The following is a 22,470-nucleotide window of genomic DNA, read 5'->3' as shown; positions in this document are numbered from 1 at the left end:
TCAAGGCATGACCGCATGTGCTGGCCCGGACCGGGCTGCGGCCCGCTTCCGGCACGTGCGGTTGGCCGGATGCGTGAGGGAGCATGTCCGCCCCTGTGGAAACCCGGGTTCGCGGCGCAGGCTCACCCTTTGCCCCGGGCCCTGCTGCACCTCCACGCCCCGGTGCCGGAGCTGCCCGACCTGGCCCCGGACGAGCTGCTACGCGCGGACCTGGCGACCAAGGGGCTGAGCGAGTCGGGGTGCCACCTCCTTGACGCGCACCGCACGCGGCTGAGGAACCTGGGGTGTGTACCCCTCGCGGCGGTGCGGCACGGGCAGCTCGTCTGGACGGCGGGCTCGGTGATCGCCCGGCAAAAGCCGCCGTCGGCAGGCGGGTTCGCGTTCTTCGTCCTGGAGGACCGCCTTGCCCGCGTTCAGGTCGTCATCTCCCCGGACCGGTTGTGGCAAGTTGTTGGGGTAGGGTGAGGCAGTGCTGAGCGGCAAGAAGCTCCCTGGCTACCGATTTCCTCTCGCTGTGATCAGCTACGCGGTTTGGATGTACCACCGCTTTACCCTCAGCCACCGCGATGTTGAGGAACTCCTGCTGGAGCGGGGCATCGTCGTTTCGCGCGAGTCCATTCGGACCTGGTGCATCAACTTCAGTGACCTCTTGGCCCAGGGTCTCCGCCACCGGGAACTTCCACGGGGTTCCCGGTGGCATTTGGACGAAATGCATGTGGATGTCGGGGGCGTCACCCACTGGTTGTGGCGGGCCGCCCTGGAACACGGCGTCGTGCTGGACGTCTTCCTTCAGCAACACCGGGACACCGAGGCTGCCAAGTCGTTTTCTGAGCGCCTGCTGGGGGAATACGATACGCCAGAGGTGATCCACACCGACAAGCTCTGGAGTTATGGTGCGTCCCTGCGCGAGCTTCCCGTGCTCCACGCCGTGGAGCACGTCCAAGTGGTCTCTCCGGCCCGCTGCAATAATTTGGTCGAGCAGTCCCACCGTCCAACACGGCGGCAGGAACGTCAGCAGCGAGGGTTCCGATCACGAAGACGGACGCAGAGCTTTCTCGACCTGCACGTCCGGATCGCCAACCTTCACCATGCCGCTCGCTCGACTGTCCCCGCTCCTCACCGTCGTTCTCATCAACAGGCTGCTTTCAAAACGTGGTGGGGAACAGTACAGCGGGTGGCCTGAAGTTCAGGCCACCTGCCTTTCAAAGGCCTCCCGCTTCCTGGATGCCAACAACTTGCCACAACCCAGACGGCAGAGCCGATCAAGACGAGGGGGAACCGGTCCCCGGGAGGCTTTTTACCGCTGGACACCGCGTCACCCTACCCCAACAACTTGCCACAACCTGCTGGCCAGTTCCACCCGACAGGGTCCGTCAGACGAGCGTTGCCAGAGGACTGCTCAAGCGAGAGGGCCTACCTTACTGAAGATTTTCGGGTAATCGTCTCAAATTTGATTTGATTAAGGGCTACAATCGAATCATGAGTGGCAAGCCATCCGTGTACGCGCACGAGACCCCAGAGTGGCCGAACTTCCACTGGGACACCTCCACTTTCGCGACCGAGCTGGCGGACATTCACTTCCGGCGCGGGGCACTCATCACGGCCATGGCCAGCCTCGGGTTCGACATCCGGCAGGAGACCGTGCTCTCCGTCCTCGTGCAGGACGTCACCAAGTCCAGCGAGATCGAGGGCGAACACTTGGACGTCGCGCAGGTGCGCTCTTCCATCGCCCGGCGGCTCGGGATGGACGTGGCTGGCCTGCCGCCCGCCGCACGTCGTGTCGAGGGGGTCGTCGAGATGCTGCTGGACGCCACAGGGCACTTCGATGCGCCGCTCGACGCTGAACGTCTGTATGGCTGGCACACTGCCCTGTTTCCTGGAGGCCGCAGCAACCTGAGGCGAATCATCGTGGGGGCATGGCGCGACGACCACGAGGGACCGATGATGGTCCTGAGCGGCCCCCTTCACCGGCAGCGCGTGCATTTCGAGGCCCCAGCGGCGGAGCGCCTTCCCCGCGAGATGGAGCGTTTCCTGACCTGGTTCGGCACGGCCCGGCTCGACCCGGTGGTCAAGGCCGCCGTGGCGCACCTGTGGTTCGTGACGATTCACCCCTTCGATGACGGCAATGGCCGCATCGCCAGGGCTATCACCGATCTCGCGCTGGCGCGGGCGGACGGCACCGATCAGCGGTTCTACTCCATGTCGGCCCAGATCGAACGGGAGAGGAAGGCGTATTACGAGGTGCTGGAGGCCACGCAGCGGGGTGGGGTGGACATCACCGCTTGGATCGTCTGGTTCCTCAATCAACTGCAAGCGGCGCTCACCTCGGCCGAGGGTGTTCTGGAGATGGTTCACCACAAGCAGGGCTTCTGGGACGCGCACCGGGACATCCAGCTGAACGGGCGTCAGATCAAGGTTCTGAACAAGGTGCTGGACGGCCTGAACAGCAAGCTGCGGTCGAGCAAGTACGCGGCGCTGGCTGGATGCTCGAAACCCACGGCGGTCCGCGATCTGAATGATCTGGTGGACAAAGGCATCCTCCGGGTGGACCCGGGGGCGGGTGGACGCAGCACCAGCTACCTCCTGACCTGGCTGGCCGTCGGGCCGCAGGAGACGAGAACGCCCCATGGTTGTGACGGGTGATGCTGAGGAGTTGACGAGCTCAGCTGACTCGAGCGATGACAAGCAGTTGCTTGGCGGCTTCGCCCTGCACCTTTCACTCCGCCCGACACGCCCAGGTGCTGCTGGATGGCTGGCGCAACTTCTACAACAGCGCCAGGCCGCATTCTTCCCTGGCCTACCTTACCCCGGACGAGTTCGCCCAGCGGTGGGCTGGGCCCACCGCCCTGCCCGCCGTCGTACACTCCCCCTGAGTCGAGTCTCCAGTCAGCTTTGCCGCTTGACGCCGATATACCGGGTTCCACAAAACTGGGCCAGTCCAAGGGGCCCCACGGAAAATCGTTGCTCCCAACGCAGTTGCAACGGTTTCCGATTGGTGACCAGCACGCGGACTTCAGACGCCACCTTCAAAAACCGTGCGACGAGGGGGCTGCGGCGACGACGTGCTCGGAGTTGTCCAGCACGAGCAGCATCTCACGCTCCGCCAACTCGGCTTCCAGGTGGTCTTGCATCGTGCGGTCCCCGGGGCTGCACGCCGAGCGCCTGAGCTAGCGCCCCCGGGACGAAGTCGGGGGAGCGCAGGAGCGTAAACCCTACTCGCGTCAACCTGTCAGAACCGCGGTCCTCGCATCGTGGTTCCGTAGCCAGGCAAGGGTCACGCGCACGGCCTCGCGGTGAGCGCTGGGGGCGAAATTGAAGGTGCGCGTGAAGTTCGAGCCGTCGAGGACATGAGCGTTCTCGAATTGGTAGAACATTTCACCGAACTCTCGCGCCGAGGGATTAAAGAAGCCCACCATCCGAATCAGGGCTTTGGGGACCATGCCAGGCCTGGCGGTCACGCCCGCCTCGCCCGCGACAAGTTCTATAAACTGCCGTCCTGTGAGGGGCTCGGCTGCTGGAACGTGCCAGGCCCGCCCGAGGGCTTCGTCACGCTCGCCCAGGATCGCCAGGCCGCGCGCGTAGTCCTCGACAAAGGACAGGCTGTGAGGTTGATTGAGCCGCGCCGGCCACTGCACGGTCCTGCCGGAGGCGATCTTGCGAAAGAAGTTCAGGTCCGCAACACTCGCCTCCACCCCGGGGCCGTAGAAGTCCGAGGCCCGGCCTATGGCCACCCGGGCGAGACCGGATCGGTGAGCGCTCAGCAGGCGCTCGGTCATCTCGGCCCGTACCCGGCCCTTGCGGTCGGTCGCCGCGTGTGGCAAGCCCTCGTGGATGGAGCCGGTGACCGGTCCGTACATGTACAGGTTGTCCACCATCACGAGCTTCGTCTCGGGTGAGGGCAGCGCGGTGAGCACGTTCTCGATCAGGGCCGGGAATTCCTGGGGCCAGCGGTGGTAGGCGGGCTGAGCGGCGAGGTAGACCACCGACGCCCCGCGCACCGCTTCCCGCAGCGCTTCGGCATTCATCACGTCCGCCCGCTTCCACTCGGCGCCGGTGGGCAGATCGCCCTTCTGGGACCGCGACACGGCCCGCACCAGCTTCCCTTGCCGGGCAAGTTCACGGACGAGGGCGCTTCCGGCGGCTCCGGTGCCGCCCAGGACGACGTGCAGTTCGGCTGTGTTCATGTTGTTCTCCTCGGAAGGGCGCGGGCACGGGAATGGAGACGAGGTTCAGCGGCGGGCACGCAGGAAGGTCAGGCCCAGGGCCAGCAGCCAGACCTGCCAGAAGACCCCCGAGACGGTCAGCACGGGGCCAAGGTCGGTGCCGAACAGCTCGGTGAGCCCGGCGAGCAGGAGGGCGCTGGCCACCAGACCGGCGGTGCCCAGGACCCGGCCGCGCGGCAGCCGGAACAGCACCACGCTCACCAGCAGCGTCCACAGTCCGGCGAACAGTTGCACACCCAGCGCTTCGCCGACCCCGCCAGCGTAGTTGTTGAGGATGTCGTACATCACGGCCACGGTCGCCTGGGAGGCCTCGCCGCCGCTCACGTAACTGGCGGCCAGCGCGGGCATCGCCACCAGCCAGCGGACAATCCCCAGGAGCTTGAGGACGCCTGCGAGCGCGCCCAGCGTGACCGTGACGCTGAGAAAGGCACTGCTGCCGTCGCGTTCTTTCAAGGCCCCCCCCACCATGACGGCGAGTGGGATGAGCAAGAAGGCCGAGAGGAAATACAGGCTGTAGCCGAGGGCGACCGTGCTGGCCTGCTCATGGATCAGGGGCAGGGCCTGGGCGGCGGGCAAGTCGAGGCTCTGGGGCCAGCCCAGGCCGCTTGAGAGCACCCCGGCTGCCCCGAACATCAGGACGAACTGGGTGGCGGCCACGGCGAACAGCGCGGCGCGGGGGGCGGGGCGAACGGTGGGCACTTCGGGGCGGGCAGACGTCAGGCTGGTCATGGCGGTTCTCCTGGAGGAAGGGGGCGGTTTCGGGCCACGGCGATCCCATCAACGCGGCCGAAGGCGCGTCCTGGGCGGTGAAGACGGACATGGGTCAGACCAGAGTCGGTGGGTTCAGGCTCACCTCCCCGCCCACTGCGGCGTATGTGGGTTTCCAGACCTTCAGACCGAGTGCGCGGCCGAGGGCCGCGAGGAGCGGAAAGAGGACGCGTTGAAGCGGTACGGGAACTCCGGCCAGCCAGTTGTCGTGCCCCGCGAACAGTTGGGCCAGCAACATCAGGTTGCGCAGCGTCTTGCGCTGTGGCGAGAAGCCCTCCCGGGCGAGACCGTACACGCTCTCAAAAAAGGTCTCGTGGTCGAGGGCGGGCTCGAGAGTCACGACGTGGTGGAGTTCGCTGCCCCCGGCGTTCCAGTAGGTGTGCGGCGCGCCGGGCGGGACCTCGACAGCTTCCCCGGCGGCAACCAGACGCTCCTTCCCGCCGACCCGCACCCCCAGGGTGCCGGAGACGACCGTGAAGAGTTCCCGCTGGCGGGGATGAACATGAGCGGGCACCGCGTCCTCCCCCGCCTCCACGAACTCGTCGAACGAGAGACGGGCGCCGTTCGTGTCCGCTTTGGTCTCGAGGAACACGAGCCGCTTGCCGCCGCCTCGCAGAACGTCTCCGGGTCTGGCCATGCTGTTTCTCCTTGCTCGGGCCACAGGTGCCCGCCGAGCGGCGTGTGGGCGCCCTCGCAATGGTGGTGAACGGACGAAGCTAATCGGTCGCGGGTGGAGAACCGGTCATCAGGAGGTGGAGCGTGAGGGCATACAGGTCGCTCGGGACGGCCTGCGGGTTGATCAGCTTTTGGGTATCCAGCCCGTTGCGGAGCGCCACGGTGACGGCGGCAAGCTGCTCGGCGGGAGCAGGCAACGGACGGTGCAGGGCAGCGAACTGTCCCTCGATCAGCGTTCCGATGCCCTCGCGCAGCCGGGCCTGGTGGCCCTCGTAGGCCTCCCGCACTGCCGGGAAGCGCAGGGCACACATCCAGAACTCCATCTTGAGCAGGTGGGCCTCGCGGTGGAGCTCCTGCTCGATGTTCGCGGCCTGCTGAAACCCGGCGCTCACATCGGCCAGGTTGCCGCCCAACCGCTGGATCTGTGCCAGGTCGTCGTCAAAGCAGCGCCCGATCAGGGCGATCAACAACGTCTCCTTGTCCTCGAAGTTGGAATAGAAGGCGCCGCGCGTGTAGCCGGCGGCCTCTGCGATCTGCTCCACCGACGTTCCTTCGAAGCCTTGCCGGGCGAAGAGGGTCTTGGCCGCGTCGAGCAGCGCGGCGCGGGTCTGGGCGCGGGCCTCTTCCCTGCTCAAGCGTTTCCGGACGGGGGCAACGGTCATGCGAGAAGAATACATGTTCGTATTTGAATTCTAATATGTTGTAGAACTCAAATACAGGTGTGTATGGAGAGCTGGTTGATGCGTCGGGATGACAACGTGTGCAGTTAGAGGTTCCTCCTTAGTACTACAGGTTGTGGCAAGTTGTTGGGGTAGGGTGACGCAGTGCCCAGCGGTAAAAAGCCTCCCGGGGATCGGTTCCCCCTCGTCGTGATCGGCTCTGCCGTCTGGCTGTACCATCGCTTCACCCTGAGTTACCGGGATGTCGAGGAACTGCTGCTGGAACGGGGAATCATCGTCACGCGCGAATCTATCCGGAACTGGTGTATCAAGTTCAGTGACCTCTTCGCTCAGGGCTTACGCCACCGGGAACCCCGGCGGGGTTCCCGGTGGCACCTCGATGAGATGCACGTGGATGTCGGTGGGGTCACACACTGGCTGTGGCGAGCCGTGGATGAACGCGGAACCGTGCTGGACGTCTTCTTGCAGGAACACCGAGATACCGAGGCGGCCAGAACGTTCTTCGTCCGCCTCTTGGGGGAACACGCCGTGCCGGAGGTCATCCACACGGACAAACTTTGGAGCTACGGTGCAGCGCTCCGGAAACTCCCCGTGCTCCACGAGGTGGAGCACGTCCAGGTAGTCTCGACTGCCCGTTGCAACAACCTGATCGAGCAGTCCTACCGACCGACACGGCAGCAGGAACGGCAACAGCGGGGGTTCAGGTCACGAAAGCGAGCACAGGGCTTTCTCGACTTACACGCCCGTATGACGAATCTCCACTACCCTGCCCGCTCCACCGTCGTGAGGCGTTCCTGGCCGTACAACACGCCCAGGGTCAGCGCCCCCAGGGACACCGGCACGTAGTTCACCACCGCCGCCACTCCCGTGGGCACGAGCTTTGTTCCCCAGGCCATCAGCCCGGAGTTCAGCGCGATCATCAGCATCGCCAGGGGCAGGAGGCGCCCAATGTCTCGTTGGGATAATCTCAGCCCGCCCCCGCGGAGGAGTAGCCCGCCGAGCAACAGCCCACCGGCCACCACGAACCGCACCCCGGCCAGTAGGAATGGGGGCAGGTGGGCTACGCCGACCTTGAGCGCGAGGAAGGTCGAACCCCAACTCAAACACATCACGGCGAAGGCCCATGGCGCCGTCCGGGCGTTCAAGGGCGGGCTGGTGTCCGGTCGCCGTCGTCGAGCAACAGTTCCAGGAACACCAGATCGAGCCAGCGGTCGAACTTCCAGCCGACCTGCCTGAAGTGCGCCACCTTGACAAAGCCCAGGCCCTCGTGGAGTCGTAGGCTTGCGGCATTGTCGGCGTCGATGCCCGCGATCATGGCGTGCAGGCCCTTGGCCCGCGCGTGTTCGATCAGCGGGGGCAGCAGCCGCCTGCCGATGCCTTTACCCCGCTGGTCAGCCGCCACGTAGACGCTGTGCTCGACGGTGTACAGGTAACCGGGCCAGGCGCGAAAGGGCCCGTAGGAACCCCACCCCACCACCGTGCCTTGGTCCTGGGCCACGAACACGGGCAGGCCCTGCTCCATCTTGGCGTCGAACCATCCCAATCGCGCCTCCAGGTTGGTGGGCTCGTAGTCGTATGAGGCAGTGGTGTTCAGCACTGCTTCGTTGTAGATGTCGAGGATGGTGGGGAGATCTGGAGTGACCCCAATCGAGCGGACCGCAGGGCAAGTCACATCTGGGGGGCAGTGTACCGAGCGGCGAATTCGGCAGGCGGGACGTACCCCAGGCTGGAGTGCAGTCGGCGGCGGTTGTACAGGTTCGCAATAAAGGCATCAATGTGCCGCCATGCGTCTTCCAGATCAACGTACTCTTGCAGATCAACCTCCTCGGTCTTCAGGGTCTTGTAAAAGCTCTCCATCTTGGCGTTGTCGTACGGATTCCCCGTTCTGGACATGCTGGGCGTGATGCCCACTTCGCGGAGTCGGTTGACGTAGACCCGGCTGGCGTACTGGGCGGATTCAAGCGGTCGTTGCAACAGCAGTATGAATGGCGTGCAGCGCGTGTTCGAAGGCCTCCTTGGGTGTTCGCCAGTCGAGCACCTTGCGAGGTCGGGCGTTCAAGGTAGCGGCCACGGCGGCAAGGTCGTCCGCGCTGTGCACGCTCAGGTCCGTGCCCTTTGGAAAATATTGGCGCAACAGACCGTTCGTGTTCTCGTTCGTGCCTCGCTGCCACGGGCTCTGCGGCTCGCAGAAATAGACGGCGACCCCGGTTTCACCGCGCAGTTTAGCGTGCTGGCTCATCTCAGCACCCTGATCCCACGTCAGTGACCGTCGGAGCTGCTCCGGCAGGAGGGTGAGTGCGCTCGTCACAGCGTCACGCACCGCTTCAGCACCGTGTCCAGCCAGCGCCGGGCCATTCTTGACGCGAGCTTCCACACCGTGGCTGGGCAGACGAGGGAGATGAAGCAACAACGTGAACCGCGTCGAGCGCTCCACCAAGGTCCCGATGGCCGAGCTCCCCAGGCCGAGGATGAGGTCGCCTTCCCAGTGGCCCGCCACCGTCCGATCCGCCGCTTCTCCTGGACGCTCTTTGAGCATGACTTCGGGGGCGACGAACGGCTTGCTCATTCGGGCGCGACGCGCTCGAGGAACACGCAACGTTCGACCGGTTCGCAGACAGGTGACCAGCTCACGGCGCAGCCCACCCCGCCCTTCGATGTACAGCGCCTGGTAAATGGCCTCGTGGCTGATGCGCATGGTGCGGTCATTCGGAAAGTCGAGTTGCAGTCGGCGGGCGATCTGCTGTGGACTCCACGCACTGGCCCAGCGGCGACTCTGTCGCCGCCCGTGCCGACGGCCCTTGAACGCCACAGTCGGCCCAGGAATAGTTGCCCCGCAGGGCGAGGTGACCTGCCCGGCCAGGCGGTCTTGCACGTACGCCCGCAGCGCCACGTTCACCGCGAGTTTGGCTGGTTTTGGTCGGCGGGCGGACCGTTCGGCGTGCCACTGGGCAGTCGTCGCCCGGTACTCCAGGCCGCCGCCACGCGTGGCGGCGTTACGCCGCAGTTCACGCGAGATGGTCGACGGGGACCTTGCCAAGTGCCTCGCAATCTCCCGCACGCCATGACCTTGTGCTCGACGGAGCGCGATCTCTTCCCGCTGGGCGAAGGACAGATACCGCCCTGACGGCGTGGCGTTCCAGGGAGCCAATGTTGTGGGGGGCATACCACCTGCCTCTCGAAACCATCGCGTGCCCACCGCAGGCGAGACACCGACGGCTGTGGCTGCATCTTCACTCCCTTGACCCGCCGCAATCAACACCCAGAACTGCCGCTGGTGCTCCCGTCGGGCGACGCTTGGCCGTCCTGGCGAATGCAGCTTACAGCGCCCCGCACTATCTGATTTTCGCTTCCCAGTGCTCATCCCACCCTCCTTGGTCAGGGTGTTGCGACGACCACTTGAATCCACCCTGCACGCCCTGGTCCGAATGATGCAGGAGCCCTGGGGCCGGACAACGCGCGGCCAGCGCGTTGTTCAAGGCCGTCAGCGGCAAGTCCGCGTCGAGGAACCTGGACATGGACCAGCCGACAACTTCACGGGTGAAGCCGTCCAGAACGCAGGCCAGGTAGACAAAGCCTTGCTGGACCCGCACGTAGGTCAGGTCGGCCTGCCACACCTGATCCGGTCGTACCGGGATGACCTCGGGCAGCAGGTTGGGGAAGCGCGCCTCGCTGTGGTTCGAGTGGGTCGTCGCTCGGTAGCGACGTTTAGGGCGGCACAACAAGCGGCGTTCCCGCATGACCCGCAGCACCCGTTTGTGATTCACCGGGCGGCCTCGTCGAGCCAACTCGCGGGTCACGCGCCGATACCCGTAGCCGACGAACTCCTCCACAACCGCCTCGATGTCGCTCACCAGCGCCTGGTCGACGTCTACCTCCTCCCGGCCCTCCTGTTTGTAGAACCACGAGCGGCTGACCCCATGCAGCTCACACAGGCGACGTACCGACACCTCAGGATGCGCGCTCCGCGCATCCTGAATCATTTGGTGCCTCCTTTCGAGCGGTACGTCGCCAACGACTTTTTCAGGATCGTGTTCTCCAGCGACAACTGCCCGCAGAACCGCTCCAGCTCGGCAATACGTTGTTCCAACGACTGGTCGGGTTTGGCCTGGTCGGTGAAGGCCGCTTCCCCTCGGGCCTCGACCTCCTTCCGCCACCGGTGAATGAGGCTGGGTGAGAGGGCATGCTCCCGGCAGAGCTGGGCAGTCGTCTTTTGACCCCCGTTGACCTGGTTCACAATGTCGAGCTTGAACTCACGGCTGTGGGTGCGTCCGGGCATAGGGGCTCCTTCGGTGCCGTCAGCCTACGGGCTGACGGGGGCGAAGTGCCTTGCCTCCTGGTCCGCTCCTGGGGGGTCATTCCAATCGTCACGAACGGCGGGACGAACCGTGAGGGTTGGGGTGGACACTGAAGGCCTCCTGATAGCTCTGAGTGATAGAGCCTGATATATCCCAGGCTAAAAAAGCTTTCACGACGGTTCAAGCCACGACCGGCAATCTTAGCGATCAATTTTTTTGATACGTTCAGGCATGGACTTGGATCAGCTCCTGGCGTTCGACCGGATCGTGCGGGAGGGCAGTTTCGTCCGGGCAGCTTGGTCTCTGGGCGTCGTGCAGCCGACAGTGAGTGCGCGCATTCAGGCACTGGAGCGGGAGGTGGGTGGTCGCCTGTTCGTGCGCGGGCGCAAGGTCACGCTGACCGAGCGGGGCGTGAGCTTTCTGCCGTACGCCCGCCGCGCGCTGAGTACGTTGCAAGACGGGGTGGAGGCCGCCCGCCTGGCCTCCGCCGGGGAACGGGGACGCCTCGCGGTAGGCGCCCTACGCTCGCTCAGCGGCTACTTTCTGGCTCCGGCGCTGGTGCGGTATTACGCCCGCTCCCCCGACGTGGAGTGCTTGGTGCGCGAGGGTCGTCAGGCGGAGGTCGTGGAGCAGTTGTGCGACGGCGTGGTCGAGCTGGGGTTGATGTGCTGGCCGCCGCTCGATCCCCTGCTGGCGGACATGACACCCCTGCTGCATCTGCGGGAGGAGGTGGTGTTGGTCGTGCCCCGTGACCATCCGCTGGCCGGGCAAGGCGAGGTGACGCAGGCCGAGCTGCTTGCGCAGAGCCGTCCCCTGCTGCTGCTCCGCTGGTGGCCGGCGACACCACCGGAACTGGCGGCGCTGGTGACCCGCGCCCCCTCCGTGGCCGATGTCCCGATGGATACGGGGCGGTTCCTGCTGGCCCGTGGGGTGGGGACGGGGTTCTTCCCGCGCATGGTGATCGCGGCGGACCTTGCGGAGGGGCGGGTCGCCGAGCTTCGGGTGGTGGACCTGCCGCCGCTGCACCGGGACAGCGCGCTGGTTCATCTGTCGCGGCAACCGGGTTTGTCGAGTGCGGCGCTGAACTTTGCGGAGGTGGTGCGGGAGGAGGCCCGGGGCGTAGGCCTGCTGTCGGAGGCCGGGTGAGTTGGAACAGCCGTTGAAACCCAAATGGTCGAGACCTCGCGGAAGGACGACACCCCGAACAAGTTGGTCATACGCTGGGGAATGCCACGGGCAGAACGGCCAGGAGAAGGGGCTGAACTTCGGGGTCAAACAGGAGAGGCGAACTTCCGGCGCGAGGTGGTGCGGGAGGGCCGTCAAGCTGTAGTGCAAGCATCACCCGACGTATGACCAGACCAGACATGTGGTCGAGGATAAGCGGCGAGCTGAAGGGCTCGCCGTTCCCGAGGAACGGCGGCGGACGGTGGATCGGCTCGACCATAAGGAGCATCGAGCGACTGATCGAGGTGGCCTACTGCCGGGCCAGCGGGTACGGGCGATGGTCCAGACGTTGTTCTACACCGGAGTGCGAGTCTCCGAGTTTGTGAACCTACGTGCTCTGCGGCGCCAGCGCGTCCCCCATCGCCCTCCACACCACTTCCACATCGGCAGGCGTGGTGCGCCAGTTGCTGAACGCCGCCCGCACACCCGGGGTGCCCTCATACACCGTCGGCGTCAGGAACGCCCGGCCATCGTCCCGCAGCCGGGCCAGGAACGCCGCCGTGACTTCCGCAAGGTTCCCCTCCTCCCCCTGCAAGGCGAAACACGCGACGTTCAGGCGGACGGGCGCCAGCAGCCGGAACTGCGGCGAGGTCGCCACACGCCCGCCGAGGTCACGCGCACATGCCACGTTGCGCTCGACAATCTCGCGGTAGCCGGCGGCCCCATACGCCAGGAGGCTGAACCAGGCGGGCAGGGCCCGCAGCCGCCGCGAGTTCTCTGGCGTGAGGTGCACGAAGTCGGGCTCCGCCGTGGGCAGGCCCAGGTAGGCCGCGCTGTTCTGGAACACCTGCACCTGAAGCTCGGGGTGCCGGGTAAATTGCATGGCCGCGTCGTAGGGAACGTTGAGCCACTTGTGCGCGTCTACCGTCACCGAGTCAGCGAGGTCGAGGCCGGCGGTGAGGTGGCGGAACTCCGGGGAGCAGGCGGCGAAGGCGCCAAAAGCCGCGTCCACGTGCAGCCAGAATCCGTACCGCTCCCGCAGCGCCGCGATAGCGCTTAGGTCGTCGAAGTCCACAGTGTTCACTGTTCCGGCATTCGCCACCACCACGCAGAGCTCGCCGCCCTGGGCCATCAGGCGTTCCTCCAGCGCCGCGAGGTCCACGGCTTCTCGCCCCGGCAGCACGGGCACCACCTCGACGCTACTCCGACCTATGCCAAGCATGGACAGGGCCTTATACACGCTGGAGTGCGGCGCCCCGCTCAGGACGCGCAGGGGCGGGAGTCCCGAGAGGCCCTCCTGCGCGGCGTCTCGGCCGTGCTGGTGGGCCCACCACTGCCGGGCGAGGGCGAGGCCCACGAAGTTCGACATCGTGGCCCCCGTGACGAAGCTGCCGGAATGGGCCTCTGACAGCCCGAACAGCGTTCGCAGCAGCGCCAGCGTCTCGCGTTCGAGCAGGGGCGCGGCGGATTCTCCAGAGGGTGCGACGTTCTGGTCGAAGGTGCTCACCAGCCAGTCGCCCGCGAGGGCCGCCGGCGTGGCCCCACCCGTGACGAAGCCCAGGTAGCGCGGCCCGGCGCTGCCGCTCAGCGCGTCCGCGTACCGCGTCCGGAAGTGGTCGAGGGTGGCTTGAAAACCAAGTCCCTGGTCCGGCAACGCGAGGGGCTTGGCCGTGCCGGGTCTCTGAGCGACGGGCCGCCCGGGCAACGCGGTGAGTACGCGGGAGGCCTCCCGCGCGACCTCGTGCAGAATGTGTTCAATGTGTTCGGCGTCGTGTTGCAGGGTGGGGTCCATGGGTGTTCCCTCCTTTGAGGACAGAGGTGGAGGCTCGGCGCGGTGTGCTCAAGATGTGGGAGGGGTCACGGCAGGGCGGGAGCCTGGAGGACACCAAGTTTTTCGAGCGCCACCTCCGCGGCGGCGAGGTCCTGCACCCCAATTCCCACGAACTTCGCCACCGTGATGTCGCCCGCCGAGATGCGCCCGGCCTTCCTGCCCGCCAGCACCTCGCCGATCTCCCCGGCCACGTCCCCGGGGGTATACCCGCCTGCTTGCACGGCGTGGTAAACGTCCCCGTTGGCCGCAGCTGTTTGGCGGTCGTCCACAAACACCCGCGCCCGCTTCAGGGTGGCAGCGTCGAGTTCGCATTTCGTCGCGTCATCCGCACCCACAGCGGTGATGTGCTGTCCCTCGCGGAGCCATTCCCCGCGCACCAAGGGTTCACGTGCCTGCGTGGCCGTGATGAGCACGTCGGCCTCACGAACGGTTCGTTCGAGGTTGTCCGAGACGAGGATGTCTACCCCCGGCAGCACGGGGGCGAGGCGCGCGGCGAGGGCAGATGCTTTCTCGGGCGTTCTGGCCCAGATGAGGAGCGTCTCGAAGGGACGTTCCCGGTACAGCGCCTGCGGTTGCCAGTAGGCCTGCACGCCTGCGCCGAGCACCGCCGCCGTTCCCACGTGGGCAGGGGCCAGCACCCGGGCGGCGAGGCTGCCCGCCGCCGCCGTGCGGATGTCCGACAGGTAATGCTCCTCGTTCAGAATGGCAAGGGTGTGCCCTGTCCCGCTGTCGAACACCCCGATGAATCCGCCCTGGGGCTGGCCCCGCTCCACGTTGAGCGCGAACCACGGCGAGACCTTCACAATGTACACGCGGTGCCCGCGCAGCACGCCGGTCTTCACATACACGTCCCCGAGGTCAGGGCGCTCGCCGGGGAAAGTGACGATCAGGCCGTTCTCGGCCAGCCCGGCGCTCGCCTCCCGAAAGGCCCGCGAGACCGGCTCGATCAGGTCCTCGAAGCGCACGGCGGCGCGCAGCTCGTCCGCGCCGATGATGCGCACGGCGCTCACGGCAACACCTCCAGCACGCCCCGACCGACCACCGTGACGTCCCCGCCGACCTTCACGGTCAGCACGTGGTCGGGCGTGCCCTCGGGCTGGGTGCGCAGCGTGCTCGGGCGCCCGGTGAAGCGGCCCTGGTGCAGCACGAAGGCCTCGCCGCCCTGTGCGAGGCCATGCCTTAGACGATATGCCCCCACCACTCCCGCCGCGCTGCCGGTCGCCACGTCCTCCAGGAGACCGTCGTTGTTCCAGTGCCGCACCTCCAGCGCCGCCTCGTCCAACAGCACGGCGAACTGTGCGCCCACCCGGTGCAGCAGTGGGGTGAGGTCGGTCTGAATGCGTGCGCGTTCGAGGGCGCCCGGCCTCACGGGCACGATGAGGTAGGGCAGCCCCGTGCTGACGACCTCCAGCGGCAGGTCGGGATGCAGGTCGCCCGCCTCCAGGCCAAAGGCACGCAGGAAGGGTCCGGGCTCCTGGACCTTCCCGCGGAACTCGGGCCTGCCCTGGTCGAGCAGGCCGAAATACCCGTGTTCGGTGGCCTCGGTGGTGACGCTGACGGTCCTGTGGGTCAATTCAAAGTGCCAAGTCTGCGCCCCGGCGTCACCCGCCGCCCGGTGCAGGGTGGCCGCGGCCCCGATGATCGGATGCCCCGCGAAGGGCAGTTCCCCAAACAGGTCGAAGACCCGGGCGCGAACCATGGTCGCCGCCACCGGTTCCAGGAAGATTGCCTCGAAGTGCCGCAACTCCTGGGTGATGCGCAGCATCTGCCCGTCGCTGAGCCCACGGCTGTCAGGAAACACGGGCAGGCTGTTCCCCGTGTAGGGCGCTGGGCTGAAGACGTTGACGTGGGTGTAGTCCAGGTGGGACACGCGGCCTCCCTTAAAGCCCGGTGTCGAGGGCGTGGGTAAATGCCCGGATGGCTATTTCGTCACGGCGGTAGAAGGCCCAGCCCCTTTTGCGCGTGCATACCAGCAGCCCGGCTTCGGTGAGCAGCGTCAGGTGGCGGGAGGCGGTGGCCGCGGCGATGCCGAGCTTGTCGCGGATATGGTCGGCGCATACGCCGTCCTCGACCAGATCGCCGTCTACCTGAGGCGGAAAATTCGCCACCGGGTCCTTGAGCCAGTCGAGAACAGTCAACCGCGTCCCATTCGCAAGAGCCTTGATCACCTGTAGGGTCGCCTCCCCACCTCCTTCGCTATTTCGCATAACTACAAAACAGTGACATGGGTGGACCGCTGCCGTCAAGGTCTGAGTGCTTCCCGTGGCCGGGGTTTCAGCTCCTGCTCTCTGCAAAAAGACACTTTACCCCTGGTCGTACGGCGGTCAGACCATCTGGACTCACGCGGCGACCAGGACGTGAAACGTGGGCCTGGGTGTTACCCAGATTCTGAGCACTTGTCTCCTATAAAGGGCCTGTTAGACGCACTTTTTCGTTAGCGTACTAAAATTTCTGCATCTTGTCTCAGCCCCGCTAAGGGCAAGACGACCAGACAATCCTGCTGGAATTCTCCTGACTCTGGTGGCGAAGTCAGGGGATCAAGCCGGAAGAGCAAGTTGACTGAAGCGGGAGACGCGGGTTCGCCCTGGCTTATCCCCGTCCAACCAACGCACTGCGCGAAGAACATTGATGGCAGCGCCAGTGGCGGCATGCTGCAAGGCCGTTTTCCTCAGTCCTCGGTAACGTGTACGACGAAGACCCAGGGCACGGGTGCCCTGGGACAAGGTGCCCTCGATACCGGCACGCTGATGGTACAGGGCTTGCCACTCCTGTGAAGTGGCGTATTCACGCGCCAGCCGCAGCGCTTCGTGTTTCTCAAGGGGTTGAATCACCACGCGGCGTCCACCTTTGGCCTTGGTGCACAGGGACCGAACGGCACACATGGCACAGACCTCTCGATCAAACTGAATGATGATCTCCAGCGTGCCAAAGCGGTTCACCGTCGGATACCAGCCTCGCGTGGTTGCACCCTGCGGACAGGTGACCTGGCAGTGGTCCCAGTCAATTTGGAAGTGGCTGGCGGCGTAGCCCGTGCTCGCACGGGCTTGCCAACTCCGGTTCTCGCGGGTCGGTCCGATCAGGTTCACCCCATGTTCCGTGACACTGGAAGCCAGCAGTTCCGCGTCGATATACCCGGCATCCACGATGTGTTTCTCGGGAAGGAGGTTCCGCTGAGCCAACGCCGCCTGGATCGGGGCCGTACTGGTGACATCCTGAACGGTGGAATTCGTGGTGTGGACGTGGGTGATCAGGTGCGGCAGGTCAGCATCACAGGTCTCGCTGACATGGACCTTGTCTCCAATCCACTCGTGTTCACGACGGGTGGAGTAAGCCGCTTCGGTGGGGAACCTCAGGGGGACGGAGGCCGCGAGATCGGGTCGCCCCGCGGCCTGGACACGTCACCCCGCAGTGGGGTCACGCGCACGGCCTCACACGTCACCGTCCCCTCCTCGCACACCAGGCCCACCGCGCCCCCCGGCAGCGGCTCCTCCCCGTCCCGGGCCTCCAGCAGGAGCTCCCCGTCCAGCCAGGCCCACACCGCCGCGCCCCGCACCTCCAGCGCGAAGCCCCGCGCCTCCCCAAAGGACCACGGGCAGGAAGTCTCGGCCAGCACCGTCTCCTCCCCCAGCACCTTCACGAGCTGCAACGCCCCTCCCCGCCGCAAGAGCAGGGCGTAGTACCGCCGCAAGCCCCCCGCCCGCACCACGAGCCCAAACGCTTCGGCCAGCACCGGCGTCAGCGTCGCCTCGGCGCGGTAGTCGCGCCACGCCTCCGCGCCCTGGAGCAGCAGTCCCCGGCCACGGTTGTGCGACATCCGGTAGGCCTCGGGAAAACGCGCCTCCCACACGTCCACGGCATTCACCCAGGCCCGGCGCCACGACTCGCCCTCCCCGGGGGGCCGCGCGAGGGTCACGTCCGGCGCGCCGTCCCACGACAGCCGGCCGAGCAGAGCGCCGTCCCCCGCACCCCTCAGGGCGACGCCGACCTCCGCGACCGGCCAGCCTCCGGTGTCGGGGACCTGCCAGGCGAGGTGATGCTCCCCGGGCGTGAGCCGGGTGGGCGGGCCGAACACGGGGCGCAGCGTGTCGCCCGGCCCGTACGCCCGCACGACGAGGCGTGCCTCGACCCCCGCCACGTCTCCGGGCAGGAGGGTGGCCCGTACCGTCTGGCCGGGGTGCAGGGCCGGGGAGGCCACCAGGCCGTACCCCTCGTGCCGCAGCATGTCCGGCGGCACGAAGGTCGGCGTGAGGAACACGGCCTCTCCCCCACCGGGGGTCAGGCGCAGCGCCCGTCCCCCGACGTTCTCGACGCGTGCCCCGTCACCCCCGGCCCGGAAGCCCTGCACGCTGCCGGGCTGGGAGAAGTGGAAGCGCGCCCCGCCCCCCGGGGGCACCGGGGTCTCCCCCGCCAGGCGCTGGCCGAGCGCCGCCACCCGGCCCGCGACCGTCAGCGCGTCCGACACGGCCCGCCCGCCCTCCGCCGAGGGCAGATACAGCCGGTCGGCCACCGGGGAGCGCCAGTCGAACGCCTGCCCCTCGAAGGCCGCCAGTCCCTGCTGAATTCCCAGGAAGCAGCCCACGTTGCCCGCGTTGCAGTCGGTGTCCCAGCCGCTCGTGTTGGCGATGAGCATGGCCCGGGTGAAGTCGCCGTCCGCGTAGAGCAGTGCGAGCTGCACCAGGGCGTGGTTGGGCACGACGTGGACCAGGCCGCCGTAGCGGTCGTAGCCGTACTCCGCCTCGATGCGCTCCCGCGTGACCCGCCAGTCCGGCTCCGCCCCGCGCCACGCGCGCAGGTCCCCGACGAGGCGGGCGATCACCGAGTCCCCCGGAATGAAGGCGAGGGCCGCGTCGTAGATCCGGTTCAGGTCGTCCTCTACGAAGGCGAGGGCCTCCATCGCCGCGAGGAGGACGGCCGCATGCACCGCCTCGCCGTCGTGGCTGACGCTGGCCGCCGCGCGGGCGAGTCGGGCGGCGAGGGCAGGATCGCCGGGGGCGACCATCCCCCAGCCGTCGATGAAGATCTGGGCGCCGATCTGCTCGGCGACGACCCGGCCGTTGAGCACGGCGGAACCGCTCCGGGGGGCCGGGACACCGCCCCTGAGCCGCAGGTAGGCGGTGTGCTCGGTGGAGTTGCCCAGGCCGCCCCACCACAGGATGGTGCGCTCCTCGACGATATAGTTGAGCCAGGCCTCGGCGACGTCCTGCGGCGTGAGGTCGGCGCCCCAGGAGGCGTCCTCCAGGGCGCGCAGGAAGGTGAAGGTCCCGGTGATGTCGTCGTCGGGCACGATCAGGGGCAGGCCCAGCCGGTCGTTCACGTAGCCGCGCACCTCGCCGAGCTCGGCGGCGATGCGCGCGTGCGTCCAGTTCTCGACCGGACGTCCCGCGTACACGCCGATGATCTTGCCGAGCACGCCCGCGTACACCCGGGCGTCGTAGTCGGGGGGCAGGGGCATTCAGAGCCCTCCAGGAGTCAGGACGCCCCCGGCCAGCGCGTCGATCTCCGCCCGCCGGGGCAGGGACGGCCCCGCGCCGCGCCGGGTCACGGCCAGCGCCCCCGCCGCCGAGGCGAAGCGCAGGGCGCCTTCCAGGGCCTGATCCTCCCCCAGCGCGACCGCGAGCGCGCCGACGAAGGCGTCCCCGGCGGCCGTGGTGTCCACCGCCGTCACGGGAAGCGCGGGCAGCCTGCCTCCTCCCCCCCGGGCAGCCCAGGCCACCCCCCGCGCCCCCAGGGTGACGACGGCGAGGGGCACGCGCCGCGCGAGCGCGTCCGCCATCTCCGCGCCGTCCGCGACGTCGTGCAGTAGGGCCGCCGCCTCGTGCTCGTTCACGACGAGGACGTCCACATCGCGCAGGAGTTCGTCTGCCAGGGGCCAGGCGGGCGCGGCGTTGAGCAGCACGGTCGCCCCTGCCGCGTGGCCGAGTTCGGCGGCGCGGCGGACGGTCTCCAGGGGCAATTCGAGTTGCAAGACGACGACCCGGGCGTCCTCAAACCACCCGGGAGCGAGGTCGCCGGGCCGCAGGTGCAGGTTCGCACCGGGCGACACGACGATGGTGTTCTCACCCGCCGGGTTCACCACGACGAGGGCGGTGCCGGTCGGCGCATTCGTCGCCGTGACGGGCGCCACGTCGATGCCCTCCCCTGCCAGCGCCGCCCGGAATTCGCTCCCCGCGTCGTCGTGCCCGACCCGGCCGATCAGGCGCACCTGGCCTCCCGCCCGCGCCGCCGCCACGGCCTGGTTGGCCCCCTTGCCGCCGGGGTGGCGCGCCAACTCGCCCCCGAGCACCGTCTCGCCGGGACGCGGAATGGGCGCGCGCACCACCAGGTCGAGGTTGAGGCTGCCGGCAACGAGGATCATGGGGTGGCCTCCGGGGCGAGCGTGAGGTCCGGCAGCCGGGCGAGCCGCGCCGCGAGGCCGGAGAGCGAGCGCTCCTCAAAGCCCGCGAGCCGCGTGCGGATCTCGTCGTGGAAGGGAGCGAGCCAGCGCTCCTCCAGGTGACCGGGGCCGAAGTAGGCCCCGAGGATCGATCCCGCCGTCGCGCCGTAACTGTCGGTGTCGCCGCCCTGCATGACCTGCAGGCAAATCCCGTGCCCCACGTCCTCGGCAAAGCGCAGGGTGTTGATCAGGGTCCCGGCCTCCTGGTACACCCGGCAGTGGGTGTACTCGGCATACTTGCCGTGGATGCGGCCGTACCCGTCCTCCCAGCCCGAGGCGCACGCGACCTCCTCCAGGGCGTCCGAGACGATGCGGTGAAACCGGCTCCCGCGCGGCACGAACATCAGGGCGGTCGAGAAGGTCTCCTGCCAGTCGCGCGCCACGGGGGCCGCTGCGATGGCCGCCGCCGCGAACATTGCCCCGTAGAGGCCGGTGCGGCGGTGGGTGAGCGAGGCGTCGCGCCACGCGAGTTCGGCCGCGAGCGCCGGGTTCCCCGCGGCAGCGTACCCGTAGGCGTCCGCGCGGATCATCGCCCCGCACAGCTCGTCGTGGGGGTTGAGCACGCTGACCCACCCCTCCAGCGCGTCCTCCCCTGGCTCGCGCTCCCCGAAGGGCAGGGACGCCAGGGCGGCCTTGGCGAGGGTGGCGCGCTCGGGACCCCAGGTGAAGCCGGGCGGCAGGTGGGTCATCCAGAGGCGCAGCAGGTCCCGGCGGGTGAAGTCCAGCCCGTGCCGCTCCAGAACCAGCATGCCAAGGATGGTGTAGTTCAGGTCGTCGTCCGGCGCGACGAAGCGGATGTTCTCGCGGACGGTGCCCTCCCAGTCGGGGTGGGGCGGGCGGCCGAAGGCGTGGGCCGCCCGCGACGTGAGGTAGTCCCGCAGGGGCCACTCCCCCACCGGGCCCAGGGCCTCCCGGATCTCGTGCAGGGTCAGGGTCGGCGTGACCGACTCGATGGGTTTGCCCAGGATGCACCCGCATGCCGAGGCGAGAAAGGCGGCCTCCACCCGCCGGGCGACGTCCCGGGAATCGAGGGGGCGCCAGGGACCGCGTGGCCGGCCCGGGTCACACTCGGCCAGGATGCCGGGGAGGTCGCTGGGCTCCCGGTACGGCCAGTCCTCCCGCAGGGGCAACTCCGCGAGCCGCCCGGCAAAGGCGTGCAGGGCGTCGTAGCTGTCGGGCAGGGCGCGCAGTTCCTCCTCCAGGCCGTCCACCGCGTGTCCCTGGCGGGCCTTGTCGGCGAGGACGGTGCGCAGGTGCCCCCGCACGGCGGCGTGCGGCAGGAACATCAGCGCGCCTCCCCGGGGGGGACGGGCAGGTCGAGCAGGTACAGCAGCATCTCCGCCGCGTGCCAGGTGTGGGTCGGCGAGAGGCGGCGGGCGGCGAGGCCCGGGTCGAGCCGGGTGAGCGCCCCGTAGTCCGCCTCGCTCGCCCGCGCCTCCCAGGTGAGCGGGAACGCGCGGCCCGCAAGGTGCAGCGGGGGCGCTTCCCCCAGAAAGTGGGCCTCGGCCCAGGACAGGTAGGGGTAGAGTTCGGCGAAGGCGGGACCGAAGCGGCCGTGCGGCACGTGCTCGTCCCGGTACGCCATCCAGAACAGGCTGGAGTAGGCATCGGGCACGCCCGGGATCACGAAGTCGTCGTCCAGCCCCAGGCGGGCGAGGCCGAACTTGAGCCACTTCGTCTGGTACACCGGGTGGGGCGCGAAGTCGGACAGGCCAGTGAGCGCGCGGCCCTCCCGCCGGGTGCTCGCCTCCCGCAGCACGGACTCGACCACCGGGTGGCGCGCGTCCCCCACCAGGGAGACGAGGTAGAGCACCTGCCCGAGGTTGTCACTCTCCTCGTGGCCCGCGTTGTTGCGGTCGTACACCTCGCGCAGGGACTGAATCCAGCCCTCGAGGAGGCCGAGGTTGCCGGTGCGATCCAGCGCCATCGCGACCATCGCGGCGTCGCGGTACCAGGGCCTCCTGTACACGAACAGGTTGGGGAGCGGGGCGCCGCCCACGACGTTCACGAGGAGTTCCCGGTGCAGGGCACGCAGCAGCGGGGCGAAGGGGTGGCCGTCAAAACGCGGCAGACGCACGGGGCCGAGCGTGAGGGCCTCGCGCCCGCCCGCCCCGTCCAGCCACACGCCCTCCTCGTCCTCGACGAGGTGAACGGGGCCGCGCGGGGTCTCCAGCCGCACGGCGCCCCCCGCCGCGTCAATCTCGGCCCGCCACACGTCCCAGCGGCGCAGCGTCTCGCCGGTCAGGGCGTCTTCCAGGACTCCGTCCCGGTACACGAGCTTGCGGCGCGCCCCGGCGCCGAACAGGAAGAACGCCGGGCCCGGCAGGGCGGTGCCCGCAGGATTAGGGGGGAGCGCGAAGGTGACGCCGGGGCTGAGGGTGGGGTCAGGATGCGTCAAGGC

General features: G+C 67.9%; 24 protein-coding genes and 1 pseudogene. 6 read left to right on the top strand and 19 right to left on the bottom strand.

Translation table 11 applies throughout. The features are described from left to right. Window positions 1-129: 129 nt before the first annotated feature. The 4 genes from DAETH_RS18255 to DAETH_RS18240 all read left to right on the top strand — a co-directional run bounded on the left by DAETH_RS18255 (window position 130) and on the right by DAETH_RS18240 (window position 2,873). A complete protein-coding gene (locus DAETH_RS18255; protein WP_264777533.1) occupies window positions 130-465 on the top strand; it encodes a hypothetical protein in 336 nt (111 codons plus the stop codon). A 7-nt stretch (window positions 466-472) separates the two neighbouring features. After that, complete coding sequence (locus tag DAETH_RS18250; RefSeq protein WP_264778065.1) at window positions 473-1,183, top strand: IS6 family transposase; 711 nt, start codon at window positions 473-475, stop codon at window positions 1,181-1,183. A 296-nt stretch (window positions 1,184-1,479) separates the two neighbouring features. Then, window positions 1,480-2,643, top strand: coding sequence for a Fic family protein (locus DAETH_RS18245; protein WP_264777532.1), 1,164 nt, complete (start codon window positions 1,480-1,482; stop codon window positions 2,641-2,643). Between the two features lie 35 nt (window positions 2,644-2,678). Then, window positions 2,679-2,873, top strand: coding sequence for an integrase core domain-containing protein (locus tag DAETH_RS18240; RefSeq protein WP_406585113.1), 195 nt, complete (start codon window positions 2,679-2,681; stop codon window positions 2,871-2,873). A gap of 348 nt (window positions 2,874-3,221) precedes the next feature. Here DAETH_RS18240 and DAETH_RS18235 read toward each other — a convergent pair whose 3' ends face one another. The 4 genes from DAETH_RS18235 to DAETH_RS18220 all read right to left on the bottom strand — a co-directional run bounded on the left by DAETH_RS18235 (window position 3,222) and on the right by DAETH_RS18220 (window position 6,328). Beyond that, on the bottom strand, window positions 3,222-4,184 hold the full coding sequence (locus DAETH_RS18235; RefSeq protein ID WP_264777531.1) for an NAD-dependent epimerase/dehydratase family protein: 963 nt from the start codon (window positions 4,182-4,184) through the stop codon (window positions 3,222-3,224). A 45-nt stretch (window positions 4,185-4,229) separates the two neighbouring features. Continuing rightward, the gene (locus DAETH_RS18230) at window positions 4,230-4,952 is read right to left on the bottom strand and encodes a DUF4386 domain-containing protein (protein WP_264777530.1); all 723 of its coding nucleotides are present in this window, start codon (window positions 4,950-4,952) and stop codon (window positions 4,230-4,232) included. A gap of 94 nt (window positions 4,953-5,046) precedes the next feature. Further along, window positions 5,047-5,628: a cupin domain-containing protein gene (locus tag DAETH_RS18225; protein ID WP_264777529.1), complete on the bottom strand. Its 582-nt coding sequence runs from the start codon at window positions 5,626-5,628 to the stop codon at window positions 5,047-5,049. Between the two features lie 79 nt (window positions 5,629-5,707). Next, the gene (locus DAETH_RS18220) at window positions 5,708-6,328 is read right to left on the bottom strand and encodes a TetR/AcrR family transcriptional regulator (protein WP_264777528.1); all 621 of its coding nucleotides are present in this window, start codon (window positions 6,326-6,328) and stop codon (window positions 5,708-5,710) included. A gap of 162 nt (window positions 6,329-6,490) precedes the next feature. On the opposite strand from DAETH_RS18220, the gene DAETH_RS18215 reads away from it, so the two are divergent. Further along, entirely contained in the window at window positions 6,491-7,192 is a 702-nt protein-coding gene (locus tag DAETH_RS18215) for an IS6 family transposase (RefSeq protein ID WP_264777527.1), read from the top strand. On the opposite strand, the gene DAETH_RS18210 is transcribed toward DAETH_RS18215, so the two are convergent. From DAETH_RS18210 to DAETH_RS18185, 6 genes and pseudogenes are all read right to left on the bottom strand, one after another. Further along, entirely contained in the window at window positions 7,108-7,449 is a 342-nt protein-coding gene (locus DAETH_RS18210; RefSeq protein ID WP_264777526.1) for a DMT family transporter, read from the bottom strand. The two genes, DAETH_RS18215 and DAETH_RS18210, sit on opposite strands and share 85 nt — an antisense overlap. 38 nt (window positions 7,450-7,487) lie before the next feature. Continuing rightward, window positions 7,488-8,018 carry a GNAT family N-acetyltransferase gene (locus DAETH_RS18205; RefSeq protein ID WP_264777525.1) on the bottom strand — a complete coding sequence of 177 codons (531 nt, stop codon included), beginning with the start codon at window positions 8,016-8,018 and terminating at the stop codon, window positions 7,488-7,490. Beyond that, window positions 8,015-8,260 (bottom strand): annotated as a pseudogene (locus DAETH_RS18200) (transposase); the annotation flags it as partial. The pseudogene DAETH_RS18200 and the gene DAETH_RS18205, both read right to left, overlap by 4 nt. Before the next feature lie 43 nt (window positions 8,261-8,303). Next, window positions 8,304-9,707 (bottom strand): IS30 family transposase, encoded by a 1,404-nt coding sequence (locus DAETH_RS18195; RefSeq protein WP_264774760.1) that lies wholly within the window; start codon window positions 9,705-9,707, stop codon window positions 8,304-8,306. Continuing rightward, a complete protein-coding gene (locus DAETH_RS18190) occupies window positions 9,679-10,326 on the bottom strand; it encodes an IS3 family transposase (protein ID WP_264774761.1) in 648 nt (215 codons plus the stop codon). Before DAETH_RS18190 ends, DAETH_RS18195 begins: the two co-directional genes overlap by 29 nt. Beyond that, window positions 10,323-10,622, bottom strand: a complete 300-nt coding sequence (locus tag DAETH_RS18185; RefSeq protein WP_264774762.1) for a transposase — start codon at window positions 10,620-10,622, stop codon at window positions 10,323-10,325. The genes DAETH_RS18190 and DAETH_RS18185 overlap by 4 nt, the downstream gene beginning before the upstream one ends. 250 nt (window positions 10,623-10,872) lie before the next feature. Here DAETH_RS18185 and DAETH_RS18180 point away from each other — a divergent pair, with 250 nt between their 5' ends. Next, complete coding sequence (locus DAETH_RS18180) at window positions 10,873-11,787, top strand: LysR family transcriptional regulator (protein ID WP_264777524.1); 915 nt, start codon at window positions 10,873-10,875, stop codon at window positions 11,785-11,787. Window positions 11,788-12,193: 406 nt separating this feature from the next. Here the strand turns inward: DAETH_RS18180 and DAETH_RS18175 are convergent, their stop codons facing one another. The 9 genes from DAETH_RS18175 to DAETH_RS18135 form a co-directional block, all read right to left on the bottom strand. Beyond that, window positions 12,194-13,597, bottom strand: coding sequence for a pyridoxal phosphate-dependent decarboxylase family protein (locus tag DAETH_RS18175; protein ID WP_264777523.1), 1,404 nt, complete (start codon window positions 13,595-13,597; stop codon window positions 12,194-12,196). A 65-nt stretch (window positions 13,598-13,662) separates the two neighbouring features. Beyond that, window positions 13,663-14,646, bottom strand: a complete 984-nt coding sequence (locus DAETH_RS18170; protein ID WP_264777522.1) for an ornithine cyclodeaminase family protein — start codon at window positions 14,644-14,646, stop codon at window positions 13,663-13,665. Beyond that, window positions 14,643-15,497: a PhzF family phenazine biosynthesis protein gene (locus tag DAETH_RS18165; protein WP_264778063.1), complete on the bottom strand. Its 855-nt coding sequence runs from the start codon at window positions 15,495-15,497 to the stop codon at window positions 14,643-14,645. The genes DAETH_RS18170 and DAETH_RS18165 overlap by 4 nt, the downstream gene beginning before the upstream one ends. A 19-nt stretch (window positions 15,498-15,516) precedes the next feature. Then, window positions 15,517-15,843 carry an ArsR/SmtB family transcription factor gene (locus DAETH_RS18160; RefSeq protein ID WP_264777521.1) on the bottom strand — a complete coding sequence of 109 codons (327 nt, stop codon included), beginning with the start codon at window positions 15,841-15,843 and terminating at the stop codon, window positions 15,517-15,519. Between the two features lie 330 nt (window positions 15,844-16,173). After that, window positions 16,174-16,884: a transposase gene (locus DAETH_RS18155; RefSeq protein WP_264778062.1), complete on the bottom strand. Its 711-nt coding sequence runs from the start codon at window positions 16,882-16,884 to the stop codon at window positions 16,174-16,176. 101 nt (window positions 16,885-16,985) lie between these two features. Continuing rightward, complete coding sequence (locus tag DAETH_RS18150) at window positions 16,986-19,088, bottom strand: ADP-ribosylglycohydrolase family protein (RefSeq protein ID WP_264777520.1); 2,103 nt, start codon at window positions 19,086-19,088, stop codon at window positions 16,986-16,988. Continuing rightward, window positions 19,089-19,991: a ribokinase gene (locus DAETH_RS18145; protein WP_264777519.1), complete on the bottom strand. Its 903-nt coding sequence runs from the start codon at window positions 19,989-19,991 to the stop codon at window positions 19,089-19,091. Beyond that, entirely contained in the window at window positions 19,988-21,355 is a 1,368-nt protein-coding gene (locus DAETH_RS18140) for an ADP-ribosylglycohydrolase family protein (protein ID WP_264777518.1), read from the bottom strand. Before DAETH_RS18140 ends, DAETH_RS18145 begins: the two co-directional genes overlap by 4 nt. Then, complete coding sequence (locus tag DAETH_RS18135; protein WP_264777517.1) at window positions 21,355-22,467, bottom strand: hypothetical protein; 1,113 nt, start codon at window positions 22,465-22,467, stop codon at window positions 21,355-21,357. The genes DAETH_RS18140 and DAETH_RS18135 overlap by 1 nt, the downstream gene beginning before the upstream one ends. Window positions 22,468-22,470: the final 3 nt, after the last annotated feature.

This window comes from Deinococcus aetherius (genome assembly GCF_025997855.1).
Taxonomy (GTDB): Bacteria; Deinococcota; Deinococci; order Deinococcales; family Deinococcaceae; genus Deinococcus; species Deinococcus aetherius.
The sequence above is the reverse complement of the archived record's forward strand: the minus strand, read 5'-3'. Positions and strand labels throughout refer to the sequence as shown.

Excerpts from the sequence above, each read along its gene's own strand:
- DAETH_RS18150 (WP_264777520.1), bottom strand. The coding sequence starts at position 19,088 with ATGCCCCTGCCCCCCGACTACGACGCCCGGGTGTACGCGGGCGTGCTC.
- DAETH_RS18175 (WP_264777523.1), bottom strand. The coding sequence starts at position 13,597 with ATGGACCCCACCCTGCAACACGACGCCGAACACATTGAACACATTCTG.
- DAETH_RS18195 (WP_264774760.1), bottom strand. The coding sequence starts at position 9,707 with ATGAGCACTGGGAAGCGAAAATCAGATAGTGCGGGGCGCTGTAAGCTG.
- DAETH_RS18245 (WP_264777532.1), top strand. The coding sequence starts at position 1,480 with ATGAGTGGCAAGCCATCCGTGTACGCGCACGAGACCCCAGAGTGGCCG.
- DAETH_RS18220 (WP_264777528.1), bottom strand. The coding sequence starts at position 6,328 with ATGACCGTTGCCCCCGTCCGGAAACGCTTGAGCAGGGAAGAGGCCCGC.
- DAETH_RS18180 (WP_264777524.1), top strand. The coding sequence starts at position 10,873 with ATGGACTTGGATCAGCTCCTGGCGTTCGACCGGATCGTGCGGGAGGGC.
- DAETH_RS18235 (WP_264777531.1), bottom strand. The coding sequence starts at position 4,184 with ATGAACACAGCCGAACTGCACGTCGTCCTGGGCGGCACCGGAGCCGCC.
- DAETH_RS18190 (WP_264774761.1), bottom strand. The coding sequence starts at position 10,326 with ATGATTCAGGATGCGCGGAGCGCGCATCCTGAGGTGTCGGTACGTCGC.
- DAETH_RS18140 (WP_264777518.1), bottom strand. The coding sequence starts at position 21,355 with ATGTTCCTGCCGCACGCCGCCGTGCGGGGGCACCTGCGCACCGTCCTC.
- DAETH_RS18160 (WP_264777521.1), bottom strand. The coding sequence starts at position 15,843 with ATGCGAAATAGCGAAGGAGGTGGGGAGGCGACCCTACAGGTGATCAAG.
- DAETH_RS18225 (WP_264777529.1), bottom strand. The coding sequence starts at position 5,628 with ATGGCCAGACCCGGAGACGTTCTGCGAGGCGGCGGCAAGCGGCTCGTG.
- DAETH_RS18145 (WP_264777519.1), bottom strand. The coding sequence starts at position 19,991 with ATGATCCTCGTTGCCGGCAGCCTCAACCTCGACCTGGTGGTGCGCGCG.
- DAETH_RS18185 (WP_264774762.1), bottom strand. The coding sequence starts at position 10,622 with ATGCCCGGACGCACCCACAGCCGTGAGTTCAAGCTCGACATTGTGAAC.
- DAETH_RS18240 (WP_406585113.1), top strand. The coding sequence starts at position 2,679 with ATGACAAGCAGTTGCTTGGCGGCTTCGCCCTGCACCTTTCACTCCGCC.
- DAETH_RS18230 (WP_264777530.1), bottom strand. The coding sequence starts at position 4,952 with ATGACCAGCCTGACGTCTGCCCGCCCCGAAGTGCCCACCGTTCGCCCC.